Origin of the sequence: Paenibacillus pectinilyticus (assembly GCF_001700435.1) — a bacterium.
Taxonomy (GTDB): domain Bacteria; phylum Bacillota; class Bacilli; order Paenibacillales; family NBRC-103111; genus Paenibacillus_E; species Paenibacillus_E pectinilyticus.
In genome coordinates this window covers 214,408-228,170 of the sequence record NZ_LYPC01000012.1, presented here as the reverse complement: position 1 = coordinate 228,170, position 13,763 = coordinate 214,408, and the positions used below count along the sequence as shown (strand labels likewise).

16 protein-coding genes are annotated in these 13,763 nt (G+C 48.8%); 13 read left to right on the top strand and 3 right to left on the bottom strand.

What is annotated here, in order from left to right:
- The first annotated feature begins 6 nt into the window (after positions 1 to 6).
- The 7 genes from A8709_RS07005 (at position 7) to A8709_RS06975 (ending at position 6,843) form a co-directional block, all read left to right on the top strand.
- Positions 7 to 1,446 (top strand): spore germination protein, encoded by a 1,440-nt coding sequence (locus A8709_RS07005; RefSeq protein WP_065851468.1) that lies wholly within the window; start codon positions 7 to 9, stop codon positions 1,444 to 1,446.
- Positions 1,446 to 2,609, top strand: a complete 1,164-nt coding sequence (locus tag A8709_RS07000; RefSeq protein ID WP_065851467.1) for a Ger(x)C family spore germination protein — start codon at positions 1,446 to 1,448, stop codon at positions 2,607 to 2,609. Before A8709_RS07005 ends, A8709_RS07000 begins: the two co-directional genes overlap by 1 nt.
- Complete coding sequence (locus A8709_RS06995; RefSeq protein WP_065851466.1) at positions 2,609 to 2,812, top strand: hypothetical protein; 204 nt, start codon at positions 2,609 to 2,611, stop codon at positions 2,810 to 2,812. The genes A8709_RS07000 and A8709_RS06995 overlap by 1 nt, the downstream gene beginning before the upstream one ends.
- A 47-nt stretch (positions 2,813 to 2,859) precedes the next feature.
- Complete coding sequence (locus A8709_RS06990) at positions 2,860 to 3,813, top strand: PIG-L deacetylase family protein (protein ID WP_141692451.1); 954 nt, start codon at positions 2,860 to 2,862, stop codon at positions 3,811 to 3,813.
- Between the two features lie 106 nt (positions 3,814 to 3,919).
- Positions 3,920 to 4,681, top strand: coding sequence for a response regulator transcription factor (locus tag A8709_RS06985; protein ID WP_065851464.1), 762 nt, complete (start codon positions 3,920 to 3,922; stop codon positions 4,679 to 4,681).
- Positions 4,678 to 6,039 carry a sensor histidine kinase gene (locus A8709_RS06980; RefSeq protein ID WP_065851463.1) on the top strand — a complete coding sequence of 454 codons (1,362 nt, stop codon included), beginning with the start codon at positions 4,678 to 4,680 and terminating at the stop codon, positions 6,037 to 6,039. The genes A8709_RS06985 and A8709_RS06980 overlap by 4 nt, the downstream gene beginning before the upstream one ends.
- A 252-nt stretch (positions 6,040 to 6,291) precedes the next feature.
- Complete coding sequence (locus A8709_RS06975) at positions 6,292 to 6,843, top strand: C40 family peptidase (protein ID WP_065851462.1); 552 nt, start codon at positions 6,292 to 6,294, stop codon at positions 6,841 to 6,843.
- Positions 6,844 to 6,938: 95 nt separating this feature from the next.
- Here A8709_RS06975 and A8709_RS06970 read toward each other — a convergent pair whose 3' ends face one another.
- Complete coding sequence (locus A8709_RS06970) at positions 6,939 to 7,397, bottom strand: hypothetical protein (RefSeq protein WP_065851461.1); 459 nt, start codon at positions 7,395 to 7,397, stop codon at positions 6,939 to 6,941.
- A gap of 130 nt (positions 7,398 to 7,527) precedes the next feature.
- Here A8709_RS06970 and A8709_RS06965 point away from each other — a divergent pair, with 130 nt between their 5' ends.
- The 6 genes from A8709_RS06965 (at position 7,528) to A8709_RS06940 (ending at position 10,112) form a co-directional block, all read left to right on the top strand.
- Complete coding sequence (locus tag A8709_RS06965) at positions 7,528 to 7,752, top strand: spore germination protein (RefSeq protein WP_056610720.1); 225 nt, start codon at positions 7,528 to 7,530, stop codon at positions 7,750 to 7,752.
- Between the two features lie 42 nt (positions 7,753 to 7,794).
- Positions 7,795 to 8,004 carry a spore germination protein GerPB gene (locus A8709_RS06960; RefSeq protein ID WP_065851460.1) on the top strand — a complete coding sequence of 70 codons (210 nt, stop codon included), beginning with the start codon at positions 7,795 to 7,797 and terminating at the stop codon, positions 8,002 to 8,004.
- A 185-nt stretch (positions 8,005 to 8,189) separates the two neighbouring features.
- On the top strand, positions 8,190 to 8,921 hold the full coding sequence (gene gerPC / locus A8709_RS06955) for a spore germination protein GerPC (RefSeq protein ID WP_065851459.1): 732 nt from the start codon (positions 8,190 to 8,192) through the stop codon (positions 8,919 to 8,921).
- A gap of 3 nt (positions 8,922 to 8,924) precedes the next feature.
- Positions 8,925 to 9,107, top strand: a complete 183-nt coding sequence (locus A8709_RS06950) for a spore gernimation protein GerPD (RefSeq protein ID WP_065851458.1) — start codon at positions 8,925 to 8,927, stop codon at positions 9,105 to 9,107.
- 4 nt (positions 9,108 to 9,111) lie between these two features.
- Positions 9,112 to 9,669: a spore germination protein GerPE gene (locus tag A8709_RS06945; RefSeq protein WP_065851457.1), complete on the top strand. Its 558-nt coding sequence runs from the start codon at positions 9,112 to 9,114 to the stop codon at positions 9,667 to 9,669.
- Between the two features lie 119 nt (positions 9,670 to 9,788).
- Positions 9,789 to 10,112: a hypothetical protein gene (locus A8709_RS06940; RefSeq protein WP_065851456.1), complete on the top strand. Its 324-nt coding sequence runs from the start codon at positions 9,789 to 9,791 to the stop codon at positions 10,110 to 10,112.
- A 624-nt stretch (positions 10,113 to 10,736) separates the two neighbouring features.
- Here the strand turns inward: A8709_RS06940 and A8709_RS06935 are convergent.
- Both A8709_RS06935 and A8709_RS06930 read right to left on the bottom strand, forming a co-directional pair.
- The gene (locus tag A8709_RS06935; protein WP_065851455.1) at positions 10,737 to 12,368 is read right to left on the bottom strand and encodes an S-layer homology domain-containing protein; all 1,632 of its coding nucleotides are present in this window, start codon (positions 12,366 to 12,368) and stop codon (positions 10,737 to 10,739) included.
- A gap of 142 nt (positions 12,369 to 12,510) precedes the next feature.
- A complete protein-coding gene (locus tag A8709_RS06930; protein ID WP_065851454.1) occupies positions 12,511 to 13,443 on the bottom strand; it encodes a sensor domain-containing diguanylate cyclase in 933 nt (310 codons plus the stop codon).
- Positions 13,444 to 13,763: the final 320 nt, after the last annotated feature.

Genomic DNA, 13,763 nt, shown 5'->3' with positions numbered 1-13,763 from the left:
ATTACGATGAGGCAACAAGCTCCTTTAGATGGAACTATTGATACGCTGCAACTGCAAGTTGATATCAATCAACAACTGGGTCACGACCCAGATTTGGTATTCGTATCTATACGAACAACACTGATTGCCTATATCTCGGGACTTGTCGATGCTGAGCGCGTTGAACGAGAAATTATCAAGCCCCTCACAGAGGCTCAACCATCGATCGAGACGCTCTCTTCTCACGTATTGACGCCCGAGTTGACCCGAGTCGACATCTTCGAATCCTTAATAGACAACCTGTTAACTGGCTTTGTTATGATTGCCGAGCAAGGCCAGCAGCAGGTGCTTCTGGCGAATCTAATCTCCCTGCCGCATCGCGGGATTGAGAAACCAGAAACAGAATCAGGCGTACGCGGGCCGCGGGAAGGTTTTACAGAACTTTTAGAGACGAATATTGCTTTGCTGCGACGCCGTTTGAAGACAGATAAGATCCGCATGAAGACTTGGCAAATTGGGGCGCTGACCCAAACTGAAGTGCGCATGATTTATTTGGATGGGATCGCAGATCAAGGCATTGTCGATGAATTGACCAAGCGAATATCTGCCATCCATATTGATGCGGTTCTAGAGAGCAACTATATCGAAGAAATGATTCGTGATCATCCTTTTAGTATTTTTCCAACGATGGAATATACGGAAAGACCCGATGTCGTCGCTGGCGCACTTCTTGAAGGCAAGGTGTCTATTTTCACGAACAATACCCCCTTCGTCTTACTGGCTCCTTTTCAATTCTGGTCAGCCTTCCAGTCTAGTGAAGACTATTACTTGATGTTCACAAGTGCAACCTTTATACGGCTCATCCGGACCTTGTCTATCGTACTTGCTCTCCTCTTACCATCGTTGTATGTGGCGATTACAACTTTCCATCCTGAAATGCTGCCAACCAATTTGCTACTCTCCGTGGCAGGGGCACGTGAAGCCTCCCCCTTTCCTGCACTGGTCGAAGCGCTCATTATGGAAATTACGTTCGAGGCGCTGCGTGAAGCTATACTTCGCTTGCCTCGGGTCATGGGACAAACCGTCTCCATCGTCGGTGCCCTTGTTATTGGTCAAGCTGTTGTGCAAGCAGGAATTGTGTCGACGCCAATGGTCATCGTTGTTTCTGTGACGGGCATCGCATCTTTCATGATTCCGCGCTATAACATGACCTTCTCCATTCGAATTCTGCGCTTACTTCTGCTCTTGTTAGCAGGCACGCTGGGATTCGTCGGGATTCTGTTAGGATTATTCACACTGACTATTTACTTGACGGGTATTCGTTCCGTAGGCGTTCCCTACATGGGTCCCATTGCGCCATTGAAGTTAAAAGGCTTGCGCGATTTCCTTGTGCGTTCTCCGCACTGGCTAATTAACCGTGATACCGTCCCCCCTCCTCCTAAATTCAATAAGAAGAGGCATGAATAATGAAAGCGAAGCTGCTGCTTACGACGTGTGTACTCAGTCTTGTTACACTCACAGGCTGCTGGGATCGTAAAGAGATTAATGATATCGCCATTCTGCAGCTTACCGCATTCGATCAAATGCCGGAGACAGGCAAGTATCGCGGATATGTCCAGATTGCCATTCCCAAATCAATCGGCGCGGGTCAATTGACCACGAGCGGTGGGACGCAACAGAAAACATACATGCCCCTCATGGACTATGGTGATAATATCGCATCTATGACCTTGCGGATGGAACGCAAGCTATCTAGGGATGAATTGCCTTCTCACCGCCGTATTTTCATCGTTGGCGACTATCTAGCTCGTCATGATCTGTCCTCTTTGCTCGATATGATTTCTAGGGATCCCAAGAATCGTTTAAGAACCTATATCGTTATTGCACGAGACACGGATGCCAAAAGTCTAGTGGAGACTGAATATCCATTAGAAGCTACGAAGGAAGAGGCGCTGCGCGAAATCATAGTTAGAAAAATGAGAGCACCATCGATGCTTCGTGATTTCTATGTTTCGTCTGCCGCTGCAGGGATAGAGCCGGTTGCTGCTGCGTTTTCGAAAAGTGAAGACGGCAAGATTCAAATGGATAGCCTGGCCCTATTTAAGAAAACATCCTTGGTCGGCTATGTGAGTGACATGCAAGCTGTTGCGCTTATTACGTTACTTGGGAAAAAGCCTTTTGGAAACGTGAATGTCACGATTCCCGGACAGACCAATCATCTTTCTGTGCGGGTAACTAAAATACACATAGCCAGGCAAGTTCGAATCGTCAATGAGCAGCCCCAATTCACCTTAGCTATTAAAGCGTCTGGGAATATTGTGGATAATCGAACAGCCCTTGACACCAGCGACCCCGCCATCATGGAGAAGCTTAATGTGTCCTTTCAAGAGCAAATCACGGAAGTTTTTCAGAAGCTCTTCCACACTTTGCAGAAAACCTACCAGACCGACTCTGCAGGCCTTGGGCAAACGGTGTACCGCAAGTATCCAAAGGTTTGGAAACAAATTGAGAAGAAGTGGCCTACCCTATATCCTGATGTGGACATCCAAATGAACGTATCTGCAAACATTGATGATATGGGTGTTCAAGGCGCCCCTTATTACTTGGAAGAGGATGAGGTGAGCGATTAATGTGGCTCAAATGGATCCTGCTTACGCTCGTCTCTATTCTCATCACCCTGCAACAAATGAACTATTGGCGCAAAAATGGTACGCGTAAACAGTCGTTGATCTTCCTCCTCTGGATGATCATAGCTTGGGGAGTTGGCTGTGCCTATATCGGCGGTCTTCACCTACCTGAACCCACCAAGCCCATATTCCCAGCCTGGAAGTAAGCCAAGTCTCCCGCCTCTCCTCACGTTTCCGCCCCTGCCTACATACATTGCTAGCATGGAAGCAGCTAGGATGTAGGGAGGAATTTTCGTTGAATTTGGACAAATGGGATGGAATGAGGGGGACGGGATGGCCGTTACGTCTCTGTCCTGTAGATATACTGGTGTTTGCCCCACACCCCGATGATGAAATATTGGGCGCTGCTGGTATCATGATGGAAGCCGTCGCGTGCGGCAAAAGGGTTCATGTTGTGTTTTTCACCAATGGGGACGGCTATCCAGAGGCAGCTACACGCTTGTTCAATAAGCCGCCTGAGGCGCTGGGGCCTGCGGATTATTGGGAGCTGGCTCGCATACGCCAGCAAGAAGCCACGACAGCCGCTGCGCGGATCGGACTCCGCCCGCAGGATCTTACCTTCCTCGGCTACCCCGATGCCGGGCTTGATCGTGTTTTTGCCACTACGCGAGAGATGCCGCCCTTTCAGCAGCGTTTTACAGAGCGCCAGGCTACGTACGGCGCGCTTGTGCCTGATTTTCACACACAGCGTTACGGTTGCCCCGCCCCGTATCGCCACGCTTGCGCTTTAGGCGATACGAAGGCACTCATCTACGCGCTGCAGCCCAAAGAAATCTACGTCACCGATGCTGCCGATACCCATCTCGACCACGCTGCTGCGCATGCCTTCGTCATGGAAGCTGTCACACAGCTGCATTACCAAGGGGCGGTGTACACCTATTTGATCCACAGCGGAGTGGAAACCCAGTGGCCGTGGCCGCGCGGGATTACACCTGAACAACCTTTCGAAGCACACTGGGCAGACGGCCACCGCATTCCTATGCATGTGTCATGGCCTCCACCTATTCGGCGTCCCCTCTCGATGGGGCAGGCTTATTGTAAATGGCAAGCAATGCTTGCTTACCGATCTCAAATAGCGGTTGAACCGGAATTTCTACAATCTTTTATCAAATGTGAAGAGATTTTCTGGCTGCCGAAACGGCTCTAGCTTCGCCAGAGGTATGTAACGCTGTCGGTGAGAGGAAACTAAGGGAACGATACTGACGATGCTGCTGCCCTCAAGCGGCGACCAATAGGAGTGAATACGATCCGTTATGAGCCGCATTTTGCTAATTGAAGATGAAGAACGTATTGCTCGTGTCCTGCAGTTAGAATTAGAGCATGAAGGTTATGAAGTATTAATCCGAGGGGATGGGCGTTCAGGTCTTGAGGCAGCCTTGAACGAGCAAGAGTGGGATCTCGTCCTGCTTGATGTGATGCTCCCTGAACTTAACGGACTTGAAGTTCTGCGGCGTATCAGGCAGCTGAATCCCTCGCTGCCTGTCATTCTGCTGACGGCGCGTGATGCAATTCCTGATCGCGTCAGTGGATTAGATCAAGGGGCTAATGATTATGTCACGAAGCCTTTCGCTACAATCGAGCTGCTTGCTCGCATCCGCAGTCTGCTTCGGCAGAAAAGTCTGCAGGAGCTGGCGGCACCTGCGGCTGAACAGGCGCATTTGCTTCGCATCGACGAGCTTACAATGGATTTGAAAAGCAGAGCCGTCTCGCGTGAAGGCACCGCAATCGAACTGACGCCAACCGAGTTTGATTTGCTGCGCTTTCTTATCCAGCATCAGAACGAGGTGATGTCCCGGGAGCAGATCATCACCGAAGTGTGGGGTTATGATTTCATCGGGGATACCAATGTCGTCGATGTGTATATCCGTTATTTGCGGCAAAAGGTAGACAAGCCCTTCTCAACAAAGCTCATTCAAACGATCCGCGGCATCGGTTATTTAATTAAATACGAGCCCCCTTCTGCCGCAGAAGAGAATGTTGGCACCTCCTCTGCCGATGGGCGAGAGCCTGTATGAGCCTAAGACTCAAGATCACATTGTGGGTAACGGTCGGCTTGATGGTGATTCTCTTCTTCAGTTTTACCTTCGTGTATTACATGTTCATTCGGGTAACGACCAAAGGCGAAATTGACCTTTTGAAAGATAAAGCCAGCGCTCTTCTCCTGAAGGATCTGCCTAACCATCCAGAGTATTGGAAGGACAATTCGCAAATGGACGAGCTTCTCATTCCCCAAGAAATGCTGCGTTATATAACGCCTGACTCCCAAGTAGCTCATGAGATTTCTTCAGATACCAGTCTCGCAAAATTTCCAGCCAGCTATGCCACCGTGGCTTCCGATGTATTAATCACGAATCATGAAGAAGGTATTCTCCTTTTCGTGAGAACGCCAGTATTCAAGGATGGCAAACAGGTGGCGCTCTTAGAAATTGGCCGGAATTTGAGACGATTAGGGACTTACGCCAATATGTTGATCTCGATCCTCGTCCTAACGTCCATCGGCGCGCTGATTCTGACACTCATCGGTGGTTATTTTTATACGAATGTTCTTTTTCGTCCGCTTCAACAATTTATTACAACGATGCAAAACATCGAGAAAAGCGGTTCATTCCGTCATATTGTCTTGCCTACCAAACATGCGAACGATGAGCTCATGATGCTGGGTGCCACCTTCAACCGGATGATTGATCGGCTGCAGGAAATGTTCCGTAAGCAGGAACAATTCCTAGCCGATGCATCCCATGAGCTTAGAACGCCGCTCACCATTATTGAAAGCTATGCCAGCTTATTGCGAAGATGGGCCTCCAGTAATGATCAATTGCGGGAAGAAGCCTTGGAAGCCATCGTATCCGAGTCGGCGCAATTAAAGCTGCTCACGCAAAATCTACTTTCCCTCACAGATACCACACGTGAAAACTGTGAGCAGAATACGACGTTCGATCTGATACCGCTTGTGGAGCAAACTGCAGCCTCCCTCCGCGTGACGTCTTCTAGAGAAATTCGTGTAGACGCGGATATGCACGAGCTTTCGATGTCTGGAGATCCCTATCAGATCCGGCAGCTGCTTATTATTTTAGTAGACAATGCCTTGAAATATAGCCAACAACGCGTCGATATTCACATCAGTCTGAAGGAGTTCTGGATTACGATCAAGGTCATAGATCATGGCATCGGTATTGCGGAGGACGAGCTCCAGCATGTTTTCGATCGCTTCTATCGCGCGGATAAAGCAAGGAATCGGAAGCAAGGAGGGGCGGGGCTTGGACTAGCGATTGCTCAGCATATTGTGCAGAAACACCAAGGAACCATAGAGCTTCAAAGCAGCCTTGGTCAAGGCACGACGGCTAGTGTAGCGCTTCCACAATCCTGTCAATAAGAACTTTATAAGGGGATTCTCATCATTTTCTCAGAATCGGGGTTTCCCCTAGTTATATCACTGTTTTCAGGGTGCCGTGGTAAATAATAGGGCAATTTTCATCTGCTATACTGAGTCTCAGGTGGACAACCACCTCGCAAGGTACTCGAATATGAGTCAACTGATCAAGGGTCTTGCAACTACTCGAAGCTTCATGGTTTCGATGTAAGATAGCTTGCGAAAATTCAGCGAAAACTCTAAGGAGGCAACCCCATGAAAAACCCACAAAAAACTTGGTACAAGAAATTAGTCGTGACGGCATTGTCCGTATCTATAGGATTATCCGTGGCTGCCGCTAGTGCACCTGGTAAAGTGGAAGCGGCCACAGTAACATCTACTACGGCAACAGCTGATGCTACAGCGCTTACAGCGACGGCTACTTCATCTAAAGGCAGCCAAGTCATTTCCATCGGTAAAAAATACTTAGGTACACCTTACAAATTTGGTGCTACCGCAGGTCAAACGCGTAACTTTGACTGTTCTTCCTTCACACAATATGTATTCAAAAAAGTAGGCGTAAGTCTGCCTCGTACATCTCAGCAACAATCCCATGTGGGTACGTATGTATCCAGAAGTAACCTTCGCGTTGGCGATCTGGTCTTCTTCTCGATCCCTGGTAAGCCTGGCGTCATTCATCACGTAGCCATTTATATGGGGAATAACAAAGTCCTGCAAACCTACGGTGCAGGTGGTGTACGGATTACAGATATGAATAGCGGCACATGGTCATCCCGTTATATGACGGCACGTCGTGTGTTAAAATAGATCACTTGCTGACATTATAATTGCATACCCATGTACCTTTAGAGCCTGATTAGATGGAGAATGTCCATCTGATCAGGCTTTTTTGGGCACGCGATTTAGTATCGGATATAAGCCTCATGATAATTCTCCTTCAAAGCGCGTTTACGAACCTTGATTTCCAACAGACGTTGCTTGTACCTTACATTAGCCGTTCGCGGCAGCACAAGTGTAGTGAGCTTAATGATCCGAGGCTTCCCGTTCACGAAACCGGTCAGCTTAATTTGACTCGATTTGACAAATACTTGGAGCGCTCTAGGATCCTCATCTTTGGCAATTTTCACTTTGATGATGACATGCTCGTGCGTTTCAAAAATCTCTGTTCCGATAGATCCAGAGGTTGAAATGTTCGCGTCGAAACCTGGCATCGCTTTTTTCAGCATGTCCTGTACATATCCTTCAGCCCACGTCATATTATCTAGAAAGGTCTGCCCTTTTTCGGCGAACGGCAGCTTTTGTCCAAGAAACTTTTCCACCTGTTCCCACTTCAGCCAAGGATGGCGATTAAATCCGCTCAAGCCTATCACCTCATTTTGCTAACAGTATATGTGCCTACCTCCCGATGTGACACCCTTATGCAAATTCAGCGAACCTCTGGGCGGATGCCTCATATACTGTAGGTGTGATAAGCGCAAGGGGGACCGGAATATGCCAGCTATCGTGGGGAATGTGAAAATTATTAGTGTAGGCTCCAGCTCCGTCGTGCATTTTGGCGATTCATTTATCATTTCACCAACCAGTTCCTCCAAAACGTTTGCCGGGGCTGGTTCATTTAACACAGGGGATTTCCCCCGCGTCTACAATACCTACAGCACGACCGTTACCAATGATTCTGACTTTATTGATGCCAATGCGAGCGGTAATATTCTCTAGATTCTTTCACCCTGATAAACCAGAGCGAGGTGTTCAACTGCAATGAACTGGACCATCCATCAAACGATCATGATTCAGCAATTAAAAGTGAACTCTGTCGCCAACTCTTCGGTTCTCCAGATAGGCACGGCGGGCTCGATTCGTTCGTTGTCTAATCTCTACAATACAGGCGGTTTTGTGGAGCCTGCGCCCGAGCTTGGAACCAGTGAAGTTAATCCGGTGGCATTAGTTCCACTGCCGCGGGCTACGTGAGCACAGGTAGTAAGAGGATAACGAGAGAAAGTGCTCAACGATAGAACATTACGAGGAGTAAGAGCACAATGAGAAATGGAGCCACTATAAGAGTAAGAGTACATCTTTTTGTGCGTTTCAAAATAAGCCAGGCTTAGAAAACCAATCTGAAGACCTGAGGATGCCCAAGGAGGTGCTTATACCAGATGAATAATCCTATCACATGGCAGCAGTGGGCCCAGCAAATCTCCGCCTGTATTGAGATGCAGAAACAAAGAATCGATAAGCTCGAACAAACCGTTAGCAAACTGGAAGCGGATTTGAAGTCCTTGAAGGACGAGAAGCGTTTTCACATTGATAAAATCGAATACAATTTCGACCAGCTGAAGGTTGAGAAATTAGATGGGACACTAACGATTGGAATCAGTCCCAGTTCGTTGGATCATATCGAAGATTTCACCGTGAATGGCAACCAGTTTAGTAAAGATAAAGATGACAACACCAATGCCGGACCAAGTAGCAGCAGTGATATGAATCCTTTTTACCAGGGAGGACAGTATCAGGGCGTGGCACCTAACGGGGATGGCGGCACAGGTCCAAGAAGCCCGCGCCAGACGGCTGCGCAGCAAGGGCAAGGGATTCAAGCGGATGTAGCAAGTGGGATTGAACAGTATTTGCAATTTGGCGTTCAGGCTGACATCCATAATTTGGAAAATAAATATCAGTACGCGCTCGACGAGGATTATAAGGACTTGATCATCGATGATATCCGCAAACAGTTGGATACTCGCATTCAGCATTATGTGAATCAATACCGCGGGGTAGGGTTCAAAGAACCGATGGAAGCCGTCACGACGAGCATTATGGAAAAAACGAAGAACGACATTTTCACAGCGATTGAGACTTACATATCCAGTCTGCCAAGGAAAGAGGGATAACCAATGTTCAATTTACATGTGGAAAATAAACAATTATGCGTAGGCGACATTCGGATCGTTGGGGTATCCAGTGCATCCGTTTTCCTAATTGGAGACACCGAGGTCATCTCTCTATCTTCGATGTTCGATACACCGCCCGAATCCGTTATTATCGCTCCCTTTGTTCCGCTTCCATCGGAGGGGTAACCGCATGGCACGCTTATCGATCGTCGGCAACATCTATGTCAATTCTGTGGGCTCCTCCAGTACGGTCCATTTCGGTGATAACGTGAACGCAGCCCTGCAAACCAGGGTTTTTGCTGTACAGCGCGAAGTACCTATCTATTACGGGAATGAGGGCAGCTTTGCGGCTTATAACTTCTATCAGCGGCCTTTTCCCATCCCACAGCCTCCTGAGCCTTTTACAATGTGTGTGGATAACTTAGGCTGCTACATTACGGTACGCAACGTTCGGATCATCGGGATAGCGGCTTCTTCCCTTTTTCTAATTGGCAGCAACCGCATCACCAGCTCCGAAACGCGTGTCAAAAACATTCGTCAATTCGTGACCGATAAACCGGGTCCCAAACATCAAACGACCTTCGTCCAAACAGGGCAACCAGACACGATTGGCAACGTCCCAATGGCTGCAGCAGGAGCGACACCGATGCCAACTCCGACCCCTGGAAAGACGAATCCGCCTAAGCTTGTGTTTGTTACGCAGCAGACGTCGCCTGCTGGGGCAGGGGCGAGTGCAGTGCAGGGATGAGTGCACAGTAGATTGGAAGTGTGGTGCTCTGGCGGGGGATGCAAGTCGATTTATTCGACTTGCTGCTTGCGTTTGGCCTCCGGCGAGGCGTGTAAGTCGATTTATTCGACTTACAGCTTATGATAGGCCTCCGGCGGGGGCTCGAAGTCGATTTGGTCGACTTGAGGCTTGCGTTTGGCCTCCGGCGGGGGCTGGATGTCGATTTATTCGACTTACAGCTTACGATAGGCCTCCGGCGGGGGCTGGATGTCGATTTATTCGACTTGCAGCTTACGCTAGGCCTCCGGCGGGGGCTGGATGTCGATTTATTCGACTTGCAGCTTACGGTAGGCCTCCGGCGGGGGATGCAAGTCGATTTGGTCAACTTGCGGCTTGCGTTAGGCCTCCGGCGAGGTATGCAAGTCGAATTTATTCGACTTACATACCTCATTTCAATTCTGTAGCTCACAAGTTACTCGGATTTTCCGACTATCTATGCTCATTTCAACTCTGTAGCTTCCTACTTACTCGGCTTTTCCGACTATCTATGCTCTTTTCTACTCTGCTGCTTCCTACTTACTCGGATTTTCCGACTATCTACTCTCTTTTCTACTCTGCTGCTTCCTACTTACTCGGATTTTCCGACTATCTGCTCTCATTTCCACTCTGTAGCTTCCTACTTACTCGGATTTTCCAGCTATCTACCCTCATTTCCACTCTGCTGCTTCCTACTTACTCGGATTTTCCAGCTATCTACCCTCATTTCCACTCTGTAGCTCACTAGTTAATCGGATTTTCCGGCTACCTACTCTCATTTCTACTCTGGAGCTCTCGAGTTACTCTGCTTTTCCGACTATCTACTCTCATTTCTACTCCTCAGCTTCCTACTTAATCGGATTTTCCAGCTATCTACTCTCATTTCCACTCTGCTGCTTCCTACTTACTCGGATTTTCCGACTATCTCCAGACGCGACGTTGCTGCGTGGAAACACAAATAGCCCGCCCCCATAAATCGGGGGGCGGGCTATTCATCTCTAACACCTTCAAGCGGCGTTACAAGCCATTATCTGCGGCATCACGCCGCAGGCTCACTTCGTGAGCAGCGGCTGCGCGCGGCTCAGCAGCGCCGCCATCTGAGCGCGCGTCAGCGACGCGCTCGGACGGAACGTGCCGCCCGCGAAGCCGTCGACAAGGCCACTGCTGCTCATCGCAGCAATGGCCCCTGCCGACCAGCTATCCGCTGGCACGTCAGTGAACTGCTTCGCCACGCCGCTAGCAGGCGTGGTCAGCTTCAAAGCGCGGGAGAGCAGTACGCTCATCTCCTCCCGCGTCATGCTCTGATCGGGCGCGAAGCGACCCTCGCTAATGCCCTGCATCAGCCCGTTCTGCTGCGCGATCCCGATCGCCTGCGACGCCCAGTGGGTCGCAGGAACGTCGCTGAACGTGCCGCTGGCTGCGCCTGCCACGCTCTCCAAACCGAGCGCACGCACGATGATCGTCGCGGCCTCTGCTCGTGTGAGCGCCGCGTCGGGCGCGAATTGATCTGCGGCTACGCCGACCATCCAGCCGCGATTAGCGGCATTCAGAACCTCGGCTTGCGCCCAGTTATTTTGCATATCCGAGAAATAAAAACCATCCGCCCACAGCTGATAATACGACCAGGTATCATCTGCCTCTTGATTCAAGCTCCAGCTTCCGGTTCCCTTGAGATTGTACTTGCCCACTAGCTTCAGCTTGGCTTTGAGGGATTGCTCATTGTCATACCAGACCGTGTAGGTCCCCGCGGAAAGCACATTGCCATTTATCGTAGCTTTGGCATCGCCTTGCCCGATCGTAAACGTAGCAACAGGCGATTGACTAGCTGTATCATAGCGTACCGAGCCTCCGTACTGCGTAACCAGCTTCTGAATGCTTTTGGCTGATATACTAGCCCCATTCGAGATCGGATCCTGATTCCAATATCGGCCGTAGAGCGGCACGCCCAGTACGATTTTATTGGAAGGCGCTTGCGTGAGCGCGTACTGTATGGACTTTTCCACAAAGGGCATGCTAGCCACAGGACCCGGTGTAGGATCACCAGGATAGCTCTCATCATAGGCCATGACCATCAAATAATCGGAGACAGCCGCCAACGCTTTATAATCATACATCCCGATCCAGCTTGTTGTCGTGCCTGTTGGATTCGCTGCAACCGCCACAGAGATTTCAAGATTGCTAGGCAGCTGCGCACGCAATTTTTGAACAAAATCCGTATATTCATCGCGATACACCGCGCCCACATTCTCAATATCCAGCTGAATGCCATCGAGCCCATTAGCTTGAATAGCTGCGACGATTTGTCCTACAAGTGCATCTCGCCCATTCAGTGCGATTTCACCTACAGCTTGATCAAAGTCATTGCTAAGGAAAGGGACTACCTTCTTCCCTTCTTTGTGCATGTCTGCTATGAAAGTAGCATCGAGGTCAGACACTTGCAAACTACCATCTGCGTTTAGATGGAAATAACTCGGAGACACCTCGTCTAGCGTATCGCCGCTTTTATTCACTTGAGACGTATAGGTGCTTGGATCTCCAAAGAACAAATACGACATATTAAATTTCCCTTGCGCCGCTGTCGCCTCTGCCAGCACTTGGACGTGCTTCATTGGCGTTATATTACACAGTGCACCGACAACGACTAGGGCAACGACAAGTTTGCTCCACCGACGGCTAGACTTCATCCTCGCTCATCCCCTATTCTGTTCGTTTTGATTCCTTCTATCATCCTAGAAAGCTATCAAATTGGCTACGAGTAAATAATGGGGATGGCAGAAAAAAACTGCCGCAAGTGAGGATTAACCCCATTCGCAGCAGTTCTTTTCATTAGCAGTCAGCGGGTGAATTGGCACACGCTTTGTCATAGAATTGGTAGTGATTTCGACCTTTGCCTTTCACTTGATACAAGGCAATATCCACTTCTTTCATCATTTGGACGGCGTCCGTTTGATCTGAACGATACATGGTGATCCCCATGCTAATCGTGGTCGTGAACGTATGTCCCTGTACCTCCCACGGCTGCTCAACACATTGGATAATACGCTGTGCCACACTTTCTACATGCTCAGAACAATCGACCCCTGGCAGTAAAATAGTGAACTCGTCCCCGCCCATTCGGGCGAATGTATCCACCTCGCGTAAACAACCTTGAATACGCTTAGCAAACTCCTGCAGGAAAGCATCTCCTACATCATGACCCATCGTGTCATTTATGATTTTGAAATCGTCTATGTCTACGTACAAAAGAGCGAAAGCGCGGTTCGTGCGTTTGGCCTGCTGCAGCTGCTGCAGCAAATGCTCCTTAAACAGTCGACGATTAGGCAAGCTAGTCAGCGGATCACGGAAGGCCATTGCAACGAGACGACTTTCCTGATTTTTGCGCAGTGTAATATCATTTAGAGCAAAAATGATCTCTAATAGCTCTCCTTGCGTATCACATATAGGGAATGCGGTACACTCCAGCCAGAGATGAGCACCACTTGTGGCTCGTGCGCGAAACTCAAGCTTACTGCTGGAACTGCCTTGCAGGATTTGGATAAATAATTTATGCAGATCAATGCGATACTCAGAATCGATTAACCCCACAATTTGTTGAAATTCTTCTGGCATATACCCGATAAGATCGAGACAGCGACTGGAGGCGTAGGTTAATTTGCCATGAACATCGAACTTGCAATATAAATCCCATGCTTGTTCCATAATTTGACGTGCGAAAGAATCCTGGATTACCGGTGGATTAAATTCAGCCCTTTGACTCATACTTGCGTCGCCCCCTCTTATGCCTATACATAGAGACTTTGGTAGCGTAGCATATCTACATAAAGATTTAATAAAGTCAGACTTAAATCTCAATTAATTTTCGCGAAAAAATGACAAATTATTTCACTTTATAACGCAATTGGCAGGCGATTCTGCAACTTTTTACCTATTTATTCGTATTTTCCAGAATAGAGCACGGAGTTTGTCAATAATTGGATAGAATTGGTGAGCAAATCGTTCTATAATAAGGGTAATATTTGAGCGGGGACACCGTTCATTCTTTGTAAGTTATGGGAGTTGTTTCACTACTGAGGGGGATT

What these genes read in the sequence shown, in the direction of transcription:
- A8709_RS07005 (WP_065851468.1), top strand. Translation starts at nt 7, where the DNA reads ATGAGGCAACAAGCTCCTTTAGATGGAACTATTGATACGCTGCAACTG.
- A8709_RS07000 (WP_065851467.1), top strand. Translation starts at nt 1,446, where the DNA reads ATGAAAGCGAAGCTGCTGCTTACGACGTGTGTACTCAGTCTTGTTACA.
- A8709_RS06995 (WP_065851466.1), top strand. Translation starts at nt 2,609, where the DNA reads ATGTGGCTCAAATGGATCCTGCTTACGCTCGTCTCTATTCTCATCACC.
- A8709_RS06985 (WP_065851464.1), top strand. Translation starts at nt 3,920, where the DNA reads ATGAGCCGCATTTTGCTAATTGAAGATGAAGAACGTATTGCTCGTGTC.
- A8709_RS06980 (WP_065851463.1), top strand. Translation starts at nt 4,678, where the DNA reads ATGAGCCTAAGACTCAAGATCACATTGTGGGTAACGGTCGGCTTGATG.
- A8709_RS06975 (WP_065851462.1), top strand. Translation starts at nt 6,292, where the DNA reads ATGAAAAACCCACAAAAAACTTGGTACAAGAAATTAGTCGTGACGGCA.
- A8709_RS06965 (WP_056610720.1), top strand. Translation starts at nt 7,528, where the DNA reads ATGCCAGCTATCGTGGGGAATGTGAAAATTATTAGTGTAGGCTCCAGC.
- A8709_RS06960 (WP_065851460.1), top strand. Translation starts at nt 7,795, where the DNA reads ATGAACTGGACCATCCATCAAACGATCATGATTCAGCAATTAAAAGTG.
- gerPC (WP_065851459.1), top strand. Translation starts at nt 8,190, where the DNA reads ATGAATAATCCTATCACATGGCAGCAGTGGGCCCAGCAAATCTCCGCC.
- A8709_RS06950 (WP_065851458.1), top strand. Translation starts at nt 8,925, where the DNA reads ATGTTCAATTTACATGTGGAAAATAAACAATTATGCGTAGGCGACATT.
- A8709_RS06945 (WP_065851457.1), top strand. Translation starts at nt 9,112, where the DNA reads ATGGCACGCTTATCGATCGTCGGCAACATCTATGTCAATTCTGTGGGC.
- A8709_RS06940 (WP_065851456.1), top strand. Translation starts at nt 9,789, where the DNA reads ATGATAGGCCTCCGGCGGGGGCTCGAAGTCGATTTGGTCGACTTGAGG.
- A8709_RS06935 (WP_065851455.1), bottom strand. Translation starts at nt 12,368, where the DNA reads ATGAAGTCTAGCCGTCGGTGGAGCAAACTTGTCGTTGCCCTAGTCGTT.
- A8709_RS06930 (WP_065851454.1), bottom strand. Translation starts at nt 13,443, where the DNA reads ATGAGTCAAAGGGCTGAATTTAATCCACCGGTAATCCAGGATTCTTTC.